Annotated in this window: 18 protein-coding genes and 1 pseudogene; 10 read left to right on the top strand and 9 right to left on the bottom strand. The window is 53.3% G+C overall.

What is annotated here, in order from left to right; translation table 11 throughout:
- A partial coding sequence (locus tag ACOTX5_RS10020; protein ID WP_223230349.1) for a hypothetical protein occupies positions 1 to 103 on the top strand: 103 nt, incomplete at its 5' end.
- Positions 104 to 115: 12 nt separating this feature from the next.
- Positions 116 to 457, top strand: a pseudogene (locus ACOTX5_RS10015) (winged helix-turn-helix domain-containing protein); the annotation flags it as partial.
- 59 nt (positions 458 to 516) lie between these two features.
- On the opposite strand, the gene ACOTX5_RS10010 reads toward ACOTX5_RS10015, so the two are convergent.
- The 7 genes from ACOTX5_RS10010 to ACOTX5_RS09980 form a co-directional block, all read right to left on the bottom strand.
- Complete coding sequence (locus tag ACOTX5_RS10010; RefSeq protein WP_063438771.1) at positions 517 to 975, bottom strand: hypothetical protein; 459 nt, start codon at positions 973 to 975, stop codon at positions 517 to 519.
- 769 nt (positions 976 to 1744) lie between these two features.
- Positions 1745 to 2491, bottom strand: coding sequence for an SAM-dependent methyltransferase (locus ACOTX5_RS10005; RefSeq protein WP_045911129.1), 747 nt, complete (start codon positions 2489 to 2491; stop codon positions 1745 to 1747).
- Positions 2492 to 2501: 10 nt separating this feature from the next.
- A complete protein-coding gene (locus tag ACOTX5_RS10000) occupies positions 2502 to 2759 on the bottom strand; it encodes a YjhX family toxin (RefSeq protein ID WP_017694448.1) in 258 nt (85 codons plus the stop codon).
- 259 nt (positions 2760 to 3018) lie between these two features.
- Entirely contained in the window at positions 3019 to 4956 is a 1938-nt protein-coding gene (locus ACOTX5_RS09995) for a putative bifunctional diguanylate cyclase/phosphodiesterase (RefSeq protein ID WP_047727239.1), read from the bottom strand.
- A 17-nt stretch (positions 4957 to 4973) separates the two neighbouring features.
- Positions 4974 to 5468, bottom strand: coding sequence for a molybdopterin-dependent oxidoreductase (locus tag ACOTX5_RS09990; protein WP_023303170.1), 495 nt, complete (start codon positions 5466 to 5468; stop codon positions 4974 to 4976).
- 383 nt (positions 5469 to 5851) lie between these two features.
- Positions 5852 to 7636 carry a diguanylate cyclase gene (locus tag ACOTX5_RS09985; RefSeq protein ID WP_045911127.1) on the bottom strand — a complete coding sequence of 595 codons (1785 nt, stop codon included), beginning with the start codon at positions 7634 to 7636 and terminating at the stop codon, positions 5852 to 5854.
- A 114-nt stretch (positions 7637 to 7750) separates the two neighbouring features.
- Positions 7751 to 8860, bottom strand: a complete 1110-nt coding sequence (locus ACOTX5_RS09980; protein WP_017383139.1) for an AI-2E family transporter — start codon at positions 8858 to 8860, stop codon at positions 7751 to 7753.
- Between the two features lie 157 nt (positions 8861 to 9017).
- Between ACOTX5_RS09980 and mmuP the strand changes: the two genes are divergently transcribed.
- The 6 genes from mmuP (at position 9018) to tauD (ending at position 14972) form a co-directional block, all read left to right on the top strand.
- A complete protein-coding gene (gene mmuP / locus ACOTX5_RS09975; protein ID WP_045911126.1) occupies positions 9018 to 10418 on the top strand; it encodes an S-methylmethionine permease in 1401 nt (466 codons plus the stop codon).
- Entirely contained in the window at positions 10405 to 11337 is a 933-nt protein-coding gene (gene mmuM / locus ACOTX5_RS09970; RefSeq protein WP_063438772.1) for a homocysteine S-methyltransferase, read from the top strand. Before mmuP ends, mmuM begins: the two co-directional genes overlap by 14 nt.
- A 222-nt stretch (positions 11338 to 11559) precedes the next feature.
- A complete protein-coding gene (tauA, locus tag ACOTX5_RS09965; RefSeq protein ID WP_045911125.1) occupies positions 11560 to 12522 on the top strand; it encodes a taurine ABC transporter substrate-binding protein in 963 nt (320 codons plus the stop codon).
- A gap of 10 nt (positions 12523 to 12532) precedes the next feature.
- A complete protein-coding gene (gene tauB, locus ACOTX5_RS09960) occupies positions 12533 to 13300 on the top strand; it encodes a taurine ABC transporter ATP-binding subunit (RefSeq protein WP_015571326.1) in 768 nt (255 codons plus the stop codon).
- Positions 13297 to 14124, top strand: a complete 828-nt coding sequence (tauC, locus tag ACOTX5_RS09955; RefSeq protein ID WP_045911124.1) for a taurine ABC transporter permease TauC — start codon at positions 13297 to 13299, stop codon at positions 14122 to 14124. Before tauB ends, tauC begins: the two co-directional genes overlap by 4 nt.
- Complete coding sequence (tauD, locus tag ACOTX5_RS09950) at positions 14121 to 14972, top strand: taurine dioxygenase (RefSeq protein ID WP_017694443.1); 852 nt, start codon at positions 14121 to 14123, stop codon at positions 14970 to 14972. Before tauC ends, tauD begins: the two co-directional genes overlap by 4 nt.
- A 79-nt stretch (positions 14973 to 15051) precedes the next feature.
- Here the strand turns inward: tauD and ACOTX5_RS09945 are convergent, their stop codons facing one another.
- The gene (locus tag ACOTX5_RS09945; RefSeq protein ID WP_045911123.1) at positions 15052 to 16752 is read right to left on the bottom strand and encodes a lysophospholipid acyltransferase family protein; all 1701 of its coding nucleotides are present in this window, start codon (positions 16750 to 16752) and stop codon (positions 15052 to 15054) included.
- Positions 16753 to 16880: 128 nt separating this feature from the next.
- Positions 16881 to 17855, bottom strand: coding sequence for a porphobilinogen synthase (gene hemB, locus ACOTX5_RS09940; RefSeq protein ID WP_015571323.1), 975 nt, complete (start codon positions 17853 to 17855; stop codon positions 16881 to 16883).
- A 452-nt stretch (positions 17856 to 18307) separates the two neighbouring features.
- Here hemB and ACOTX5_RS09935 point away from each other — a divergent pair, with 452 nt between their 5' ends.
- Complete coding sequence (locus ACOTX5_RS09935; RefSeq protein WP_032652677.1) at positions 18308 to 21082, top strand: autotransporter outer membrane beta-barrel domain-containing protein; 2775 nt, start codon at positions 18308 to 18310, stop codon at positions 21080 to 21082.
- 89 nt (positions 21083 to 21171) lie between these two features.
- Positions 21172 to 21798: a helix-turn-helix domain-containing protein gene (locus ACOTX5_RS09930; protein ID WP_017694440.1), complete on the top strand. Its 627-nt coding sequence runs from the start codon at positions 21172 to 21174 to the stop codon at positions 21796 to 21798.
- Positions 21799 to 21800 lie beyond the last annotated feature (2 nt).

The raw sequence follows: 21800 nt of genomic DNA, 5'->3' as shown, positions 1-21800 counted from the left end.
GCGGCATTCTGGCTACACAATAACAAGGGAAGACTTACTCGTGGCTGCAACCCTACTAGCTCAAAATTTATTCACACATGGTTACGCTTTGGGGAAATTATGAGGGGATCTCTCAGCACTCAGCATCAAACGCGACGCTGACCCGACGTTTGATTTTTGCGGCTATCTGGAAGCGCTGCCGCAGACGAACGGAATGTTTATGGGGAACGCCAATATCATCCCGCGACAGCCCCGTAACTATCTCTATCATGCCTATCTGGTTTATATGGAGGCCAACGGTTACAAGCATGTGCTGAGCCTGAAAATGTTCGGGCTGGGGCTGCCGATGATGCTGAAAGAGTACGGGATGAACTACGAGAAGCGGCACACCAAACAGGGGACGCAAACCAACCTGACGCTCAGGGAAGACAGCAACGGCGACTGGCTGCCGAAGTGCGATGAAACCGCAGCGACATAACCCACTCAGACCGGCAATCGCCGGTCTTTTTATCTAGAGCAATGGCACATGGTTCAGAATTAAGCCACCGTCTTTCGTAATATCCTTGGCTCCGAAATAATTTTATTCTCTCTTTTACCGTGGAAAGTAGCCATGCCAACCATTGTCGTACCATCGTTGTAGACAGTGAAAACATAGGTTCCTGTGTCAAAACCAACACCCAGTGCATCTTCGAAAACCAACGTTACCTGATTACCATTGATTAAACCGTGGTAATTGAATTTCCTATCTGAATTTTTACCATCACGAGTTTTGGTTCTTGAGCTTATGCCGGTTAGGCGGCATCCACGCTGTTTTAGCTCTAGCCTCCCAACTTTTAAAGATCTGCCACTACGCTCTTCCATCACATCCCACATACCTTCAACACGAACGCCTTTGTAGAGACATTTGTCAGTAAGATTTGGCCAAATAATTTTTAGGATGAAAACAACCACACCTGCGACAAGGCTCGCAAGAACCCCCAGAAGAAACTCACTCATATCTGATTAATATTCCGGTTAAGTTATGAATAATGTTACGTGGCCATTCACGGAGATAGATACATGATGCCAACTATTTGGACATTATCTCATTAAGTTCTGGGTCTTAACAAAATAATGAATTTTTTCCTCAGTGGCCGTAGGCGCGCGGTGAGCCTGCTGCAACTTCACTTTCCTCAGACCGGCAACGGCCGCTCTTTTTATACATAAATATCTTGTCGGAAGAACGATCGACTCTTCACTGTCTAATTGCCAAGTAACCAATTGAAATTATTATAAAATTAAACTTGAACAGAGTGAGCAGTAAAACCTAAATAAACTTTTTACCCCCGCGTAGCCTGACCCGGTGCATCCTGAGCGTACAAAATCATAAAGGTGAAGAGTCGACTGTTCACTCTTCACCAACTCATCACCACTTAACGTCATGATTTAAAATGGGAAATAATCGAGGTGAACAGTGTGAACAGTTAAATGCAAAAAAAGATTTTTTACTGACAGTTTTTCAGTATAAAAAATGAACGCTACCGCCAATGTGTATAGTGATGTGTATAGTTTTATTCTTCGATATTAAATTTTGTTTTAAAATCAGTGTCATGTATTCGTTTGTTGGTTCCTATTATCGCACCATCTAAATCAGTAGTTGCCCTGCATTCCAGAAAATCTCGTTCTCAGATCATGGCAGCTGGCTGCACATTTTCGCGTCATCGTTTTGTACCTCAAAGAAGTTGATCGGCGGCATAACCCTAAAGGCTATACCGCCAGCGCCATATTATCGCGCCATTAACGCAAACACTCCCCAGCCAAAGTACTCCCGCGTGTACGTCACATGACGTTCAGGCGCTATCGTCAGCTCCGCCCGAACCTCCTGCGCGAAGTCATCATCTGGGTTTTCCTCCAGCCAGCGCCGCATGGTCATCCATTTTGCGGCTTCGTACCTGTCCCAGCCTTCCTGATCAGCCAGCACCATTTCAACCAGGTCATAGCCCTGTTGATCGAAAGACGCAACCAGACCGGGCAGAGTGAGAAAGTCTGCAATCGACGAGATGCCGCAGGCCTGAGCTATCTCCTCCGTCGCGGGTACCTGACGCCAGTACGGTTCGCCGATGAGCATTATTCCCCCAGGCTTGAGGCTTTTTGCCAGCAGATCCATCGTCCCGGCTACGCCCCCCGCAATCCAGGTTGCGCCAACGCAGGCCGCCACGTCACATTTTTCATTCGCGACGTAGCCGGCTGCGTCGTTATGAATGAAATGGACGCGTTCGCTGACGCCGAGTTCCTCTGCGCGCCGCGTGGCCTGCGCGGTGAAGAGCGGGCTCATGTCGATGCCGGTACCGGTAATACCGTAATCACGTGCCCAGGTACAAAGCATCTCTCCCGAGCCGCTGCCGAGATCGAGAATGCGTGTGCCTGGCTTCATGCGTAACACCCGGCCCAGCGTCGCGTACTTCTCTGGTGTAAAGGGGTTATGAATGCGGTGTTCGCTTTCGCTAACAGTAAAAATAAGTGGGATATCCATCATCCTCTCCTTAACGATTATCAGGCTGAGCGCGAACATTGTTCAGCCCCGTAGTGTTAATGCGGTAGGGCTGACCGTTAACGGATTTGATCAGCTTTTTGGTTTTGAGCTTTTTGAAAACGGCGAGCGTGCAGTCAGCCAGCAGTAGCCCTTCGCGGCTATAGCATTCAACGGCGGTGACGCGGCCAGAGTTATCGCGGACGTGCACAATACGGCCACCTTTGGCGAGAACGTGTAAGGTACGTTGTTCCTGACGGGATAAATTCATACTGGAAAACCTGTTTAATCATCATGTGCAAAACGTGCAAACACACAGCGGTGTCCGCATACGATTTCGGCGCATTGATAATCAGTCCGGCCTGGAAAGGTCGGGAAGCTGATTATCGGATGATTACATTCTCCAGCATCAAAGCCTCGGTTTGAGTTGATAGGTATTTACGGGGTGAATGATAACACCTGGTTATTGTCAGTGAATACCCAGGGGCGAAAAATGTGATCCCGGTTGGTATCGGGCTGAGGAGAGGGGATCATTCCTGGCCGCTCTTAATTTTGCTGTCGACCTGAGGCTGTGGTTTGCTGAAAAGATATCCCTGCACAAGCTCGCAACCCAGAGCCTGAAGCCGCTCAAGCTGCTCTTCGGTCTCAACCCCCTCAGCTATGACGCCCATATTGAGGCTTTTAGCCATACCGGTAATCAGCTTCACAATATTAAGCGCATCTTCTTGCGTAGATATCGGATTGACAAAAGATTTATCGATCTTGATTTTATCAAAATTCAGTTCGCTGAGTCTGGAGAGCGACGAATAACCTGTGCCAAAATCATCAATAGAAATTCTTACGCCCAGTGAGCGTAGTTTTTTGAGGATCGCAATGGGGTTATTTCTGTCACTGAAGAGGGAAGACTCTGTGACCTCTAACTCAAGACGGTTAGCCGGGAGCCCGGTCTCAGCCAGAACGGACTGCACCGTATTAATAAATGATTTGCTGCCCAATTGAACAGGCGAGACGTTGACGGAGATCCTGGCCGGAACAGCCCAGGAGACCGCCTCCCTACAGGCCAGTTTAAGTACAGTTTTACCTATCTCGTTGATCATGCCTGTTTTTTCAGCGGCGAAAATAAAGCTATCCGGGGAGAGCATCCCCTTGACGGGGTGCATCCAGCGAATAAGCGCTTCATAGCCGTAAATTTCCTTGCTGATGGAATTCACAATAGGCTGGTAATAAACAATAAACTCATCATTCTCTATTGCTCTTGCCATATCATTTTCAAGGGTTCTGCTTTCCTGCAACTTCTGTAGCATTCGCTGGCGGAAGACTTTGATTTGCTGAGAACCTTCTTTCTTGGCTTCATAGAGCGCCAGATCGGCAAATTTATAAAGGTAATCTGAACGTCGTTCGTTATCCGATAAAACAATACCCACACAGGTGGCTATTTTTATAAGTTGATTATTAATTGTATAGGGCTTGCTGATGCTATCACTGATTTCTCGCGCGCGTGAAACGGCTGCGGCTTCGGTTAAGCCACTGGAGAGAAACGCAAATTCGTCGCCGCCCAAACGATAAAATGTCTCTGAAAAGCGGCTCAAAGCGTTAAGGCGCGTGGATACCTCACGTAACAGTAAATCGCCAGCATCATGACCGTAGGTATCATTCACCTCTTTGAACCGGTCTAAATCGAATAACATCACCGTGACCGAAATATGTTTTTCCTCAGCCTGTAGATTAAGTTTATTGAGATCATCCCAGAAGAAAAGACGGTTTTTCATGCCGGTAAGGGAGTCATGATAAACATCGTATTCCAGTTTTGTATTCTGGATTTGCAGGGTTTCTTTGGACAGCTGAAGTTCTTCAGCCAGAGTTTTAACCTGTGTATGTGCTTTGAGAATGTTTTTATTTTGATAGATAATCAAAAAGCCCAGTATGAAGCTTAAAATAACCAGTAACAGCGAAAGTGCTGAATAAATATAATATAGAACCTGTATTTTTAGGTTAGTTTCATTGATTGTATTAACATCTTTTGTTAAAGCCGTTGATGAAAGCTGGCTTAGCGGTGCATCCAGTAAATGCATATTTTTCAGATAGAGCTTTAACTCTGAACGGCTCATTTTCTCAAGATTACCATCCAGATAGTTCAGTATATTTTCCAGGCGTAAGGCGAGCGCCTGATGCGCTTTCGCGCTGTTTATATAACGACCCAGGCCGCCCTCTTTCAATAAATCATTCTGGCTCAGCATGATTTCCAGGCGCATGCGAACCTGGTCTACCGTAACGTCATCAGTCTCGGTTGCGTACAGTCCAATCCATGATTCAAATCGGTAATATTCAGATACCAGTTGGGCTACAGACCAGGACTCAGTGTAGTGAGTCAATTTTTGCAACTCTTGCTGACGATCGTAGACAAGAAATGCTATATATCCCGTAGTGATAAAAAGAGAAAAAATGATACCAACCAGTATCCTGTTCATTATGTTCTCCTGAACTACTATTCAATCTTCATTTTGCTGACCTGCCATGCCGATCGCGAGTAATAAATCTGATTATTGAGTTCAGGAAGACTGTCATAAGGGTAGACGATGAATGACGGACCTTTATCGCGGATGCGCATATATTCGCCATTGACCTTTAACGCCAGGATGGCGTTGTATTTCTGGAAGTCGCTGAGAGGGATGACGGTAGTATAATCATTGAGTGCAACCACATTCAGAACAGAACCCTTAGCACCCACATACTCCATGAGTTTGCGCATCGGGATACCCTCAAATTTCGTGCGGCCATTATACCAGGGAGAGGTCGTCTGGAAACTCACCATCCCCAGTTTTTCCAGGCTGGCAATATCAAAAACGGCTTTTCCATTTTCGTTCGTATTTTCTATATTACCGGTAATGGTTAAGATGGGTTTGCCCACAGGCTTTGGCAGTTCGCCAGCCCAGCTTAAACTTTGTACCAAAAAGCAGCACAGCATTAGGATTATTCGCATATTGGCCTCCTCTTTTTATCAGAAGTATAAGAATTATAAGTTAATTATCCTATAAGTTTGTCTATTTTGTTGAACGCCACGGCTTTTTGCAAACGATACTTCATTAAATGTATTAAAATCAAATGGATAATCGTTGTTTGCCCCGTGATTGCAGACCTCTGGCTGGAGCTTACGTTTTTTAAAACATAAAAACTCAGTGTAATTAGCCACCCGGGTTTAAAAAATGATCGCTTTGATTTATTGATATATTTACGCACCCCCATTTTTTATCAATGGTGGCATCGTTAAGATTGATTTATTTGTACAAAGAATGATAACGCACCCTCAATGTGAGGGAATAAGAGAGTGCGCATACCTCTGACGTCGTTGGCAGGGATTTTCGGTTAACCCGTCTCCAGCATGCTGAAACTGACGATCCGCGAGCGCCCCAGCTCTTTCGCCCGGTAAAGCGCCACATCTGCTGCGCGCAGCAGGTCGTCGCTTTGGGCGTGCTGCGGGTAACTGGCGATCCCGATCGACACATCCACCGGGCCAATCTCAGCAAGCCCATAGCGCAGCGACAGCGTATGGACGCCGTTATAAATCTCCGTTGCGCAGGCGTGAGCCGCTTCCTCATCCGCACCCGTTAGCAGCACCAGAAACTCTTCGCCACCAAAGCGGAAGGCCAGGCCGGCATCGTGCACGGCACGCTGAACGATTGTCGCCACGCTCTTAATCACATGATCGCCAGCCTCATGGCCGAAGCGATCGTTAATGCTTTTAAAGTGATCGATGTCGATCATCATGCAGCTCATCGGCTCATCATTGCGCATTGCCTGAGCTATCTGAGTGCGCAGGGTATCTTCCAGGTGGTGACGGTTACGCAAGCCGGTGAGCGGGTCGAATAGCGCTTTTTCCAGCAGGGCATCGCGCAGACGCTGGTTGGCCAGCGCCAGACCCAGGGCTTCCGCCATTAATTCGAGATATGCGCGGGACGGTGCCGTTTCAGGCGTGATGTTCTGAAACGACAGCAAACCAATGGCTTCCCCCTGCGCAATGAGCGGCACGCACAGTGAGCTGTCTTTTTGTGATTCAGGCAGATGCTGGCAACCGATATCCGGCTCGCCGTTGACCGGTGGGTGGCTCTGACCACGGCGTATGGCCCAGCATTGATCGGGGTGGAAAGCATTTTTTTCTCCCTGTGGAGATAACCATTCCGCCGCACAGCGCATCTTCCACGGGTTTCGATCCAGAATATACAGACGTCCGGCGATACCCGGCGCAATGTTGGGAGCAAACAGCTCTGCCACCTCAATCACGTCGCTGACGTTCTCGCACCCCTGCAAGCGCTGGGTCATTCGCGCGAGCAGCTCGCGGATGGCCCAGTCTGCGTCGCGTTCTTTTTCAAGCCGCTGCCTTGCCAGCCCGTTCTCGCGGAAAATGCGAATGGCCTGCGCCATATCGCCTATCTCATCGACCTGGTTGAAATTGGGCGTTTCGACGCCGTAATCCTGTGAGGCCAGGCGGTGAACCACATCGCTGAGGCGCACTACCGGCCGCAGCACGCGGTGCTTGAGAATAAAGCCCATCACGAATAAGAAGAGCAGGGCGGTCAGGCCGACCATCACCTCTGAGGCGGTACGCAGCGTTTTCGACGTGTTGGTCGCTGCCTGGACATCGGCAATAATGCGCTTATCCAGCAGCATACGAAAATGGTCAATCTTGCTCTGGGCGCGTTCCGTTTCAAGTTCGTAGATTTTGCCGAAGAGTAACGCAATGGCCTGTTGTTCCTCACCCCGGGCGACGCTGGCAATTGCTGCCTGCTGTTCATCCTGTAGGCCATCAACAATCTTCAGCCCTTCATACAGCAGCGCCAGCTCTTCGCCCGTTGCGCCCGTATCTTTTAACTGTCCCACTTTGTGTTCAATATTCTTCAGTTCACCTTCTTTCGCCTGGTACGCTTTCAGCACATCGGGCTCTTTTTTGATGGCGTAAAGGCGCGCTAAATCGGAGAGCATCCAGGTTTCTGCTTCAATCTCTTCCGTAAGCTGGTCAAAAATTTGTCGTTGCTTAACAGCCTGACGCTCTACGTTGTCGGCATGGGAAGCCATCAGCATGACGATACCGGAGGCAATGGTCAGGCACACCGTGACACCATAGGCCCAGTTTGTGATCGTGGCGATTCGCACCTGTTGGATCCTTCTACGACAAATGTGGAAGAGCGTTCATTTCAGATTATAGAAAACCCCTGATTTATCGCGAAAAAAAAGGCGGCACAGGGCCGCCTGACAAAACGCGTTTCGTTAGAGATCCGGAGGGTTTTTTCCCTCTTCGATAAAGTCTGCGTCCAGCTCCTCGGCGTTGCCTGCGTGGTCGCGGCCGGAGAAGAGGTTCCAGCAGGCGATAAACAGGGCGGCAATCAGCGGCCCAATAACAAAACCATTAATGCCGTACAGCTCCATACCGCCGAGCGTGGTGATCAGTATCAGGTAGTCCGGCATTTTGGTGTCTTTGCCCACCAGCAGCGGACGTAAAAGGTTGTCCACCAGCCCGACGATAATGACAAAAAAGCCCACAATGAACAGACCCTGCCACAGCTGGTGAGTGGCAAACAGGAAGATCGCGGCGGGAACCCAGACGATAGCCGAGCCGACGGCGGGCACCAGGGAGAGGAACGCCATCAGCGCTCCCCACAGTACGCTACCGTCAATACCGACGATGGCAAAGGCGATACCGCCAAGCGTACCCTGAACCACTGCCACGACCGCCGTACCTTTTACCGTGGCTCGTGAGACGCCGACAAACTTAGCGAACAGGTGCTGTTTGGCGAAGTCAGACAGCGGCAGCGAGTCGAGGATCTGGCGCACCAGATAGGGCCCGTCTTTGAGCAGGAAAAACAGCAGGTACAGCATAATGCCGAAGCTTATAGCAAAGCCGAACGTCCCTTTACCAATCAGGAACGCGCTTCCCGCCAGATACTGTCCGCCCTGTAACGCGACATCGGAGAGCTTCTTCTGGATCTGCGCGGCGTTGGTCAGGTTGTGATCCGCCAGGAAGCCGCTGGCCCAGTCCGGCAGGCGGTTGAAGATACCGGCGATGACTTCCGGGAACTGCGTGTTGTTCTGTTGCAGCTTGGTGTAAACCATGTTCAGTTCCACCGCGAGCGAGGAAAGGATCACCATCAACGGAATAAACACGATCAGGCAGATAATGCCGAGTGTGAGGAGGGAAGCCAGCCCGTTGCGATCGCCCAGCGCGGTACGCAGTTTGTTTTTCACCGGGTTGAAAATGATGGTCAGGATCGCGGCCCACAGAATCGCCGAGAAGTAGGGTGACAACACGTCAAAGAAAGCCCAGGTAACAAGGGCCAGGATGAGAATAAAGAAACCTTTGGTCAGTCCGTTAAATCGCATAGTGAGTCCTGGTGAAGAAGAAACTGTGTCGACTATAGAACTGATTTAAGGATTTACCAATAATTGCGCCGAAGTCATGCCGGGTGGCTTTTTGTTAACAATCGCGGTATAACACCCTTCTTTGGATGTTTAGATGTCCATACGTTTAGAAGGTAATATGCAAACAGAACAACAAAACGGGCAGCTTAAGCGCACCATGAAAACCCGTCACCTGATTATGCTCTCGCTGGGTGGCGTTATTGGCACAGGGTTATTCTTCAATACCGGATACATCATTTCGACAACTGGCGCGGCGGGCACGCTGCTGGCGTATCTTATCGGTGCGCTGGTGGTCTGGCTGGTTATGCAATGCCTGGGGGAACTTTCCGTGGCGATGCCGGAAACCGGCGCGTTCCACGTCTACGCCGCTCGTTATCTCGGCCCGGCGACAGGGTATACCGTGGCGTGGCTTTACTGGCTTACATGGACAGTGGCGCTGGGATCGAGCTTTACCGCAGCCGGGTTCTGTATGCAGTACTGGTTCCCGCAGGTTCCCGTCTGGACGTGGTGCGTCGTCTTTTGCGTGGTGATTTTTGCTCTTAACGTCATTTCCACGCGCTTCTTCGCTGAAGGGGAATTCTGGTTCTCGCTGGTGAAAGTCATCACCATCATCGCCTTCATTATTCTTGGCGGGGCGGCGATCTTCGGTTTTATCCCGATGCAGGACGGTTCGACGGCGCCGGGCTTAAGCAACATTACTGCCGAAGGCTGGTTCCCGCACGGCGGTCTGCCGATCCTGATGACCATGGTGGCGGTCAACTTTGCCTTCTCCGGAACGGAGCTTATCGGCATCGCCGCAGGAGAAACGGAAAACCCGCACAAGGTTATTCCGGTTGCTATTCGCACCACCATCGCCCGGCTCATCATCTTCTTTATTGGCACCGTGTTTGTGCTGGCGGCGCTGATCCCGATGCAGCAGGCTGGTGTGGAGAAAAGCCCGTTCGTGCTGGTGTTTGAAAAGGTCGGCATTCCGTATGCGGCGGATATCTTTAACTTCGTGATCCTGACGGCGATCCTCTCGGCGGCGAACTCGGGCCTGTACGCCTCTGGTCGTATGCTGTGGTCTCTGTCTAACGAGAAAACGCTGCCGCGCTGCTTTGCCCGCGTCAACAAAAACGGCGTGCCGCTGACGGCGCTCTCCGTTTCCATGCTGGGCGGAGTGCTGGCGCTGTTCTCCAGCGTGGTCGCGCCGGATACGGTGTTTGTGGCCCTGTCAGCCATTTCCGGTTTTGCGGTGGTGGCGGTGTGGATCAGCATCTGCGCGTCACACTTCGTGTTTCGTCGCCGTTACGTGCAGTCCGGGCAGCCGCTTTCGGCGTTGCAGTATCGCGCGCCATGGTATCCGCTGGTGCCCGTGCTTGGCTTTATCCTCTGCCTGGTGGCCTGCGTCGGCCTGTGGTTTGACCCCAGCCAGCGTATTGCCCTTTATTGCGGGCTTCCGTTTGTCGCCCTGTGTTATGGTGCGTACTACCTGACCCGAAACCTGACCACGCAGGAGCCTGAACATGTCGCAGAATAATCCGCTTACCGCCCTCCTTGAAAACCAGCCGTTTGTCGTGCTGGATGGGGCAATGGCAACGGAGCTGGAAGCGCGCGGTTGTAACCTTGCCGACAGCCTTTGGTCGGCCAAAGTGCTGATGGAGAACCCGGAGCTGATCCGTGACGTGCACCTCGACTACTACCGCGCGGGGGCACAGGTGGCGATTACCGCCAGCTATCAGGCCACGCCTGCGGGCTTTGCCGCACGCGGGCTGGACGAGGCGCAATCCCGGGCGTTGATTGGCAAAAGCGTAGAGCTGGCACGCAAAGCGCGGGAAGCGTACCTGGCAGAGAATGCGCAGGCGGGCACGCTGCTGGTGGCGGGGTCGGTAGGGCCGTACGGCGCGTACCTTGCCGATGGTTCTGAATATCGCGGCGATTACGTGCGTCGAGCTGAAGAATTCACCGCGTTCCATCGTCCCCGCGTGGAGGCGCTGCTGGATGCGGGCGCGGATCTGCTGGCCTGTGAAACGCTGCCTTCGTTCCCGGAGATTAAGGCGCTGGCGGCGATGCTGACGGCGTATCCTCGCGCCCGGGCATGGTTCTCATTTACCCTGCGTGACAGCGAGCATCTGAGTGACGGGACGCCGCTGCGGGATGTCGTTTCTGCGCTCGAAAGCTATCCAGAGGTTGTCGCGCTGGGGATCAACTGTATCGCGCTGGAAAACACCACCGCTGCGCTGACGCATCTGCACAGCCTGACGTCGCTGCCGCTGGTGGTCTATCCGAATTCCGGCGAGCATTATGATGCGGTGAGCAAAACCTGGCATCACCATGGTGACGCCTGCGAGACGCTGGCGGGGTATTTACCGCAGTGGCTGGATGCCGGTGCGAAGCTGATTGGCGGCTGCTGTCGCACCACGCCGCAGGATATTGCTGCGCTGACGGTTCAGCGCTGAGGTCTTTGCCGGGTGGCGGCTGCGCCTTACCCGGCCTACAAATTGCACGAACCGTAGGCCGGGTAAGCGCAGCGCCACCCGGAGAAACAAACGCACAAAATTCACTATCCTTTCCCGCTTTTTTTCTAAAAACGAATCGTCATTAGCGATTCTTTTTTATTCCTTTATCAAAATTCTCGCGCCGGAAATACTGCCCTCATAACAACAAGGGGAGCAGACATTATGGCAATTTCATCGCGGATCACACTTCTCGGCGCACTGGCGCTGTGGGCATTTCAGGCGCAGGCGGTGGACGTCACCGTCGCGTATCAGACTTCCGCTGAGCCGGCGAAAGTCGCGCAGGCGGACAACACCTTTGCCAAAGCGAGCGGGGCGAATGTCGACTGGCGCAAGTTCGACAGCGGCGCGGCGATTGTGCGGGCGTTAGCCTCGGGCGACGTGCAGATTGGCAACCTGGGCTCCAGCCCGCTGGCGGTGGCCGCCAGCCAGCAGGTGCCGATTGAAGTCTTCCTGCTGGCGTCGCAGCTCGGAAATTCCGAAGCGCTGGTGGTGAAGAAAAGCATCACGAAACCCGAAGATTTGATCGGCAAACGCATCGCGGTGCCGTTTATCTCCACCACGCATTACAGCCTGCTGGCAGCGCTGAAACACTGGGGCATTAAGCCGGGCCAGGTGCAGATCATTAACCTGCAACCTCCGGCGATTATTGCCGCCTGGCAGCGTGGCGACATCGACGGAGCATACGTCTGGGCGCCCGCCGTCAACGAGCTGGAAAAAGAGGGCACCGTGCTGACCGACTCCGAAAAAGTGGGGCAGTGGGGTGCGCCAACCCTTGACGTCTGGGTCGTACGGAAGGACTTTGCCGAGAAACACCCTGAAGTGGTGAAAGCCTTCGCCAAAAGCGCCATCGACGCACAGCAGCCATACATCAGCAACCCGGATGAATGGCTGAAACAGCCCGCCAACCTGGAGAAACTCTCACGTCTGAGCGGCGTGCCGGAAGCTGACGTGCCGGGGCTGGTAAAAGGCAACACCTATCTGACGCCTGCGCAGCAGGTCCAGCAGTTGAACGGGCCGGTGAGCAAAGCGATTGTCGACACTGCGACGTTCCTGAAAGAGCAGGGCAAAGTGCCTGCGGTGGCGACGGATTACAGCCAGTTCGTGACCGATCGCTTTGTGAAATAAGGGGGCTGCAATGCTGAACATTACAAACCTGTCTGCCGATTACGGCGGCAAACCCGCCCTGGAAGAGATCAACCTGACGCTGGACAGCGGTGAACTGCTGGTGGTGCTGGGGCCGTCCGGCTGCGGGAAAACGACGCTGCTGAACCTGATCGCCGGGTTTGTACCGTATCAGCACGGCACGATCCAGCTGGAAGGGAAACGGGTTACGGGGCCAGGCGCAGAGCGCGGCGTGGTCTTCCAGAATGAAGGATTACTCCCGTGGCGAAACGTTCAGGAAAACGTTGCGTTTGGTCTGCAACTGGCAGGTGTAGCGCGTGAACAGCGCCTGAATACGGCGCGCGATATGCTGAAAAAGGTCGGGCTGGAGGGGGCTGAAAAACGCTTTATCTGGCAGCTTTCAGGCGGGCAGCGTCAGCGCGTCGGGATCGCCCGCGCGCTGGCGGCTAACCCACAGCTGCTGTTGCTGGACGAACCTTTCGGGGCGCTGGATGCCTTCACCCGCGAGCAGATGCAAACCCTGCTGCTGCGCCTGTGGCACGAAACCGGCAAGCAGGTGCTGTTAATCACCCACGATATCGAAGAGGCCGTGTTTATGGCGACCGAGCTGGTGCTGCTCTCACCGGGGCCGGGACGCGTGCTGGAGCGCCTGCCGCTTGAGTTTGCCCGCCGCTATGTAGCGGGAGAGCCGGTACGCAGCATCAAATCCGATCCGCTGTTTATTGAACAGCGTGAATACGTCTTAAGCCGCGTGTTTGAGCAACGGGAGGCGTTCTCATGAGCATTGTTTTCAGTGAAAAAACGCGGCGGACGCGCCTTGCCTTACGCTGGCCGCTCTCTCGCCAGCTCACCTTAAGCCTCAGCACGCTGGTGGTGCTGCTGGCGGTATGGTGGGCGGTTGCCGCGCAGCAGTGGGTCAGCCCGCTGTTTCTGCCCCCGCCAGGCCAGGTTCTGGAAAAACTGATTACCATCGCCGGGCCGCAGGGCTTTATGGATGCCACGCTCTGGCAGCATTTAGGCGCCAGTCTGATGCGTATTCTGGTGGCGCTGCTGGCGGCGGTCATTATTGGCGTTCCGGTGGGGATCGCGATGGGACTGAGCCCGACGGTACGCGGCATTCTCGACCCGCTGATAGAGCTTTACCGTCCCGTCCCGCCGCTGGCTTACCTGCCCCTGATGGTGATCTGGTTTGGCATCGGCGAGACGTCAAAGATCTTACTGATATACCTGGCGATATTTGCGCCGGTAGCCATGTCGGCCCTGGCTGGCGTAAAAAGTGCGCAGCAGGTACGCATACGTGCGGCGCAGTCGCTCGGCGCCAGCCGCGCGCAGATACTGCTGTTCGTCATTTTACCAGGCGCGCTGCCGGAGATACTGACCGGGCTGCGCATCGGCCTTGGGGTGGGCTGGTCTACGCTGGTGGCGGCAGAGCTGATAGCCGCCACGCGCGGCCTTGGGTTTATGGTGCAGTCGGCGGGAGAGTTCCTGGCGACTGACGTGGTACTGGCAGGGATCGCGGTGATCGCCGCGATTGCCTTTGGATTAGAACTGGGACTGCGCGCGCTACAGCGTCGCCTGACGCCCTGGCATGGAGAAATACAATGAGTGAACGACTGACCATTACCCCGCTGGGGCCATATATTGGCGCGCAGGTGTCGGGCCTGGACGTAACCCGTCCGCTGAGCGATAACCAGTTTGAGCAGCTGTACCACGCGGTGCTGCGTCATCAGGTGGTATTCCTGCGTGAACAGGCCATTACCCCGCAGCAGCAGCGCGCGCTGGCCCTGCGTTTTGGCGACCTGCATATCCATCCGGTCTACCCGCATGCGGAAGGGGTGGAGGAAATTATCGTGCTGGACACCCATAACGATAACCCGCCCGATAATGACAACTGGCACACGGACGTTACCTTTATCGACACACCGCCAGCCGGGGCGATTCTGGCAGCAAAACAGCTGCCGGAGACGGGGGGGGATACGCTGTGGGCCAGCGGGATTGCCGCGTTTGAGGCGCTCTCCGCGCCGCTCCAGACTCTGCTGAGCGGCCTGCGGGCGGAGCATGACTTCAAAAAATCGTTCCCGGAGTACAAGTACCGCAAAAGCGAAGAGGAGCACCAGCGCTGGCTGGATGCGGTCGCAAAACATCCCCCGCTGCTGCACCCGGTGGTGCGTACCCATCCGGTGACCGGAAAGCAGGCGCTGTTTGTGAATGAAGGGTTTACCACGCGTATCGTGGACGTAGCGGAAAAAGAGAGTGAGGCGCTGCTCGGCTTCCTGTTCGCACACATCACCAAACCGGAGTTCCAGGTGCGCTGGCGCTGGCAGGAGAACGATCTGGCGATCTGGGATAACCGCGTCACGCAGCATTACGCCAATGCGGATTACCTGCCGCAGCGAAGGATTATGCAGCGGGCGACGATCCTGGGGGATAAACCGTTTTACCGTGCGCCTTGATTGCCGGGTGGCGGCGTTGCCTTACCCGGCCTACGTTTAATTGTAGGCCCGGTAAGCGCAGCGCCACCGGGCAACGGAGCTAAAGGTGTGCTTCTATATACCGCTGATAGCGGTTTGCCTTCAGATAACACAGATCCACCAGCACCAGCCCGTCGATACAGTTATTGAACGCCGGATCGCTGCCGAAATCGATAAACTGCACGCCGCCGGGTTCGCATAGCTCGGAATACTGTTTGTAGAGCGGCGGGATGCCGCAACCCAGGTTGCCGAGCAGGGATTTCAGCTTTGTCAGGTCATCCACGTAATCCACTCCGCCAAACTGTGCCAGCACGTCCGGAAGTGAGGCCGGGTAGGGTTGACGCGAGGCGGCTAAGGGATGGCTGGCCGGAAACCAGAGACGATAAAACGCCACCAGCAGATCCCGTGCGGCAGGCGGTAAGCCGCCGGAGATGGACACCGGACCAAACAGGTAACGGTAATGGGGATAGCGTGCCAGATAGGCGCCAATGCCTGACCACAGATAGTCCAGACCGCGACGCCCCCAGTAGCGCGGCTGTATAAAGCTGCGCCCCAGCTCAATACCGTGCTCAAGTATGTCCTGCATTTTTTCGTCGTAGTGGAACAGGCTGTAGCTGTACAACCCCTCGACGCCGCGCTTTTCCACCTGCATGGCCGTTGGCATAAAGCGGTACGCGCCGACAATCTCCAGGTCATCGTCATCCCACAGAATAAGGTGCAGATAGTCATCATCGTAGCTGTCGGTATCCCGGCGCTTCCCGCTGCCTTCCTCCACGGCACGAAAGGCAATCTCGCGCAGCCGCCCAAGCTCGCGCAGCAGAGGCGCCTCTTCCTGCCCGTTGCGCTGCCAAAGATAGATGGCCTTACCACCGCTGGTTTTGCCCAGACACTCGGCCTGCGCCAGTTCGCGCTTGAGCGTCGCCCTGTCTTCCGGGCGGGCAATGGCGCACTGGGTTTTAAAGACGCCAGGCAATCCCTTGCCAAGACGTATCACGTGCTGACGACACTGCTCGGCCATCTCACGCGATGAAAGGGTAGAACTAAACCGGTCATTCCAGGCAATCTGCTGGCCGATTTTGATCGGCAACTGACTGTGACGGCGGCGAAACATCTGTTGCATCAGCAGCAGCATGGATACCGTTGGCGAGACCAGGGTACTGGCATAAAACAGCAGGCTGTTGTGCGCCTGGATATGTACCGGGAGTAGCGGCACCCGTAGTTTGCCGGCCAGCTTGATAAAGCCCGGATGCCATTTTTTATCGCGGATGCCTTTGCGCGTTGGGCGGGAAACTTCGCCCGCCGGAAAGAAGATCAGCACGCCGGCGTTTTGCAGGTGCTGCTCCATCTGTATCAGCGAGGATTTTGCGGTTCTGCCGCCCATATTATCTACGGGAATAAATAATGAACTGAGGGGCTCAAGGTGGGACAGCATCCTGTTGGTAACAACCCTCACGTCGCGGCGCACGCGGGAAACGGCATACAGCAGCGCCAGCCCATCCAGGGTGCCGGTGGGGTGGTTCGCTATCACAATGAGTGGGCCGTGTTCGGGGATTTGTTCGAGGTCGCGGGCGGAAACGGAGCAGTGAATATCAAGGTGTTCCAGTACCTGCTCCACCATATCCAGCCCTTTCAGGTGACGGTGGCTGGCGGCAAACTGCTGAAATTCGTCTTCGTGAAGCAGTCTTTTTAACAGACTTTTTTGCCAGGGTGCGGGCCTCGCCTGAGGCCAAAGGTCATCAAGAACGCTGTCGAGACTAAACATTGATCACTCCTCCTGCCGTCTTGCCCAGACAGTAGAAGGAGGAGATGTCGTTTGTATTGCAGTTTGGTGAAGATTAGCGCAGAGAGCAGGCCGGGTAAGGCGAAGCCGTTACCCGGCGCTAAAGCGGATTAACGCAGAATTTTCTTCTCAGCCAGATCCAGCGCGAAATAGCTGAAGATCAGATCCGCGCCCGCGCGTTTGATCGCCCCCAGGCTTTCGAGGATCACTTTCTCTTCGTCGATGGCACCCGCCTGCGCGGCGAATTTGATCATCGCGTACTCGCCGCTCACCTGGTAGGCGCCCAGCGGCAGTTCGGTGCGTTCGCGAATGTCGCGCAGGATATCCAGGTATGCGCCAGCCGGTTTCACCATCAGGCAGTCAGCGCCCTGGGCTTCATCCAGCAGAGACTCACGAATCGCTTCGCGGCGGTTCAGCGGGTTCATCTGATAGGTTTTACGATCGCCTTTCAGCGCCGTGCCGGCTGCTTCACGGAACGGGCCGTAGAAAGAGGAGGCAAATTTGGTGGAATAGGACATGATGGCGGTGTCGGTGAAGCCCGCAGCGTCCAGCGCCTGACGGATCGCCTGTACCTGCCCATCCATTGCCGCAGAAGGCGCAATGAAATCCGCACCCGCAGCGGCGGCAACTACCGCCTGCTTGCCCAGATTCAGCAGGGTCGCATCGTTGTCCACGCCGTGATCGCACAGCACACCACAGTGGCCATGAGAGGTGTATTCGCAGAAGCAGGTATCGGACATGACGATCATCTCCGGCACACTCTCTTTGCAGATGCGCGACATGCGGGCGACGAGGCCGTCTTCTTTCCAGGCATCGCTGCCGGTCGCGTCAGTGTGGTGGGAGATACCGAACGTCATCACCGAGCGGATGCCCGCATTCGCAATGCGTTCGATCTCGCGGGCCAGATGCTTTTCAGGAATGCGCATCACGCCCGGCATCGCGTCGATGGCTTTGTAGTCATCGATCTCTTCTTCAACAAAAATCGGCAACACCAGATCGTTTAAGGTCAGTGTTGTCTCTTCAAACATGGCGCGCAGTGCGGGAGACTTGCGCAGGCGACGGGGACGTGCAATTAAATCGGTCATGGTATGCCTGATGTTTGTGGAACAAAGAGGTATAGTGTACCTGAAAGCAGGGAGCGGTGTTTTACTAAAGTTGTCTTTTAGATTTTTGAAATCGACTAATATTCGCTGTATGTATTTTGTCTATATTATAAAGCTTATTCTGGTGTTCAGTGTGATATGTAATATTGGTGAGGTTTCTATATTGGTTCGGGATTATAAATATTAATGATTTATTGCTTTTTATTATATGTGCCAAAGCAACTAAAGTGGTTTGCAATCAGTTGAATTTATAATATTTATTCATAATGATTGATATTGTCCTGGGTTTACAAGCTTATTTGTCTGAATACGGACTTAATGGAATCATTCATTGAACCTTTTCGAACTGAAACTGCATAATTCCTTCCGCAATTTTATGTTGCTAAATGATTTGATGGACAAACTTGCTTACGTCCCTGAGGAGGGATGACCCAATGCAAACATGGAAAAAGAAACTGGTTGTATCACAACTTGCATTAGCCTGCACACTGGCTATCGCTTCTCAGGCCAATGCGAAAGATATATCCGGCACAACATATAATACTTTTGGCTATGACAATACCGCGTCCACGCCCTGGTATTATGGTTATGCTGACTGGGATTATTCAGATGCCACACATGATGGTGACATTTATCCAGTCATCAATAAATCAACCGTAAACGGAGTTATTTCGACATACTATCTGGATGATGGTGTCAATGGCCGTGCGAACGCGTTGAGTATTTCTAACAGCACCATTAACGGCATGATCACGTCAGAGTGTATGACCACGACGTGTGCAGATGGCGTGGATACTGACGGTACCACTCATACCCAGTATGATCGTTTTAGCCTGACTGTTGATAACTCCACCATCAACGATACCTACGAGCATTACGCCTACGATGTCGTCAATGGTGAAACCACTGAAACGCATTATCTGGACACCTATGGTCTGGGTAACGCGATCACGCTGGACGTTGAATCTGACATCGTTATTCAGAACAACTCCCATATCGCGGGCATCACGCTGACGCAGGGTTATCAGGAGCTGGATAACACGCCATACGACGGTGTTGAAGGCGTTGCTAACAGCAGCAATATCTTTACCGATACGCTGGTGGTGAAAGATTCTGTGCTGACCTCTGGTGCGTACAGCGATCTGGGTACCAGTGGCTTCTACGGTCAAACGGCGAAGCCGAGCGACTACGGTGAAACCAACGCCACGGCTGCGGATGATGCGGCGCTGATCGTTGTTGCTGGCGCGTCTGATAACGCTATGCAGACCACCGCTACCTTCGATCACTCTACCATTACCGGCGACATCCTTTTCGCCAGCACCTTTGATAACAACTTCTACGAGAATGGCGATCCGGCAACGGATACCACCGATGACGGCGTCTATAACCCAACTACCAACGGCTGGGATGATACCGACAAGCTGGATGTCACGCTGACCAACGGCAGTAAATGGGTGGGTGCCGCGCAGTCCAGCGTTGAAGCCATCGGCACGGCGCAGATGTATGGTGAAGGCTACAGCGATGTAGACTGGCACACGCTTTCTCCAAACAGCATCTGGCCTGATTCTACCTTTGACAGCAACGGTCATGTTGCAGGTGAAGAAGTTTATCAGAGCGGCCTGTTCAACGTGGCGCTGGATAACGGTTCCGAGTGGGATACCCGTAAGATCTCCAACATCGACGCGCTGACGGTGAACAACCAGTCTCAGGTCAATGTTGAAAACTCCGGCCTGCTGGCAGATTCCATCACCCTGACCAATGCGTCTAGCCTGAATATTGGCGACAGCGGTGGTGTGGCTACCGACAGCCTGTATCTGGATAGCTACAGCCGTGCTGCACTCACTGAAGAGACAGCTGAGCTGTATGCCAACACCATTACCGTGGACAACGGTGCAGAGCTGGCGCTGGGTCTGGGTCAGGTTGATACGCACAATATGGTGCTGACCGATGGCGGTGTGCTTAACGTTGCCAGCCGTGATTATGTGCTGAACAGCGACCTGAACAACGCACGCTATATCACCAACGATCGCTCTAAAGCGGATTACGACTATGGTGTTGTCGCGCTGAACTCTGACGGCCATCTGGCGGTGAACGGTGACGTTGCCGGTAACTATAAAGTGCGCATCGACGATGCGACCGGCGCAGGCTCCGTAGCTGACTACGAAAACAAAGAGATCGTTCGCGTCTATGACAATAACGCGGATACCGCTGCCAGCTTTACTGCGGCAAACAAAGCTGATTTAGGTGCATACACCTATCAGGCGCAGCAGAAGGGCGACACCGTTGTTCTCCAGCAGGAAGAGCTGACTGACTACGCCAACATGGCGCTGAGCATTCCTTCTGCTAATACCAACATCTGGAATCTGCAACAGGATACCGTGGGTACCCGTCTGACCAACAGCCGTCATGGCCTGGCAGATAACGGCGGCGCATGGGTGAGCTATTTCGGCGGCAACTTTGACGCGGATAATGGCACCGTTAGCTACGATCAGGACGTAAGCGGCATTATGGTAGGTCTGGATACTCAGATCGACGGTAATAACGCGAAGTGGATTGTCGGTGGTGCGGCTGGTTTCGCGAAGGGTGATATCAGCGATCGTACTGGTCAGGTCGATCAGGACAGCCAGACTGCGATGATCTACGCGTCGGCGAAGTTCATGAACGACATCTTCCTCGACAGCTCCCTGAGCTACACCCGCTTCAACAACGACCTCTCTGCTACCATGAGCAACGGTCAGTATGTTGACGGTAATACCACGACTGACGCCGTTGGTTTCGGGATGAAACTGGGCTATGACTGGAAACCAAACCTGTCTGGCTACGTCACGCCTTACGCGGCGATCTCTGGCCTGTTCCAGTCCGGTGATGACTACCAGCTAAGCAACGACATGCGTATCGATGGTCAGTCTTACGACAGTATGCGTTATGAACTCGGCGTGGATGCAGGTTATACCTTCAACTACGGCGGCGAGCAGGCATTAACGCCTTACTTCAAACTGGCTTACGTGTATGACGATGCCGACAACAATGCTGATATCAACAATGACAGCATTGATAACGGCGTGGAAGGCTCTGCGGTTCGCGTGGGACTGGGCACACAGTTCAGCTTCACGAAAAACTTCAGTGCTTACACTGATGCGACTTATCTGGGCGGCGGCGACGTTGACCAGAACTGGGGAGCAAACCTGGGTGTGAAATACACCTGGTAATATAGAAAGCGCGGGGGATTTTTCCCCCGCTTTTTTATGTGTTTTAAAAATTATAAAGAACCGACAGATACAGATGACTTGAGGTATGCATGAACGTTAATGCGAAGCCACTTTCTGAATTAAGCCGGCTCATAAAGTGTATGGAAGTCGCCGGTACCCCATTTAAGATCGAACCACAACAATTAATAACTACCGGCAATAATGATGATGAACCATTGACCGTTGTCATACAATCCGGCCTGACGGCCGTCCACCGTAAATCAGACGAATTACTTATGGGTATTGCGCGGGCACCGTATATCCACGGTTTAAGCGCATGGATAAATGAAAACTATCTTGAATATTCTCTGATGGCACAAACGCCTTGTACCGGGTTTTATTTACCGGCATCTGACGCGTACCAGCTTATTCAGGACGCGCAACTTTGGCAAGAGGCTTTCTGCTGGCTGTCATGGCTTAACCATTTATTGGGAAAACGTGACATGCAATTGGTCGGAAATAATTCCTATAGCCAAATCCGGGCGATGCTGATCAATATGGCCGAGTGGGATGACACGCTACGTTCAAAAATTGGTGTTATGAATCATATTCAGCGTAGCACTCGTATTTCTCGTTCGGTCGTTGCTGAGGTTCTGGCGGCGCTGCGACAGGGGAACTACATCAATATGAGCCGGGGCAAACTGATCAGTATCAACCGTTTGCCCACGGACTATTGAGA

The organism is Enterobacter cloacae complex sp. IR5441 (genome assembly GCF_049238215.1).
GTDB lineage: Bacteria > Pseudomonadota > Gammaproteobacteria > Enterobacterales > Enterobacteriaceae > Enterobacter > Enterobacter hormaechei_C.
The sequence above is the reverse complement of the archived record's forward strand: the minus strand, read 5'-3'. Positions and strand labels throughout refer to the sequence as shown.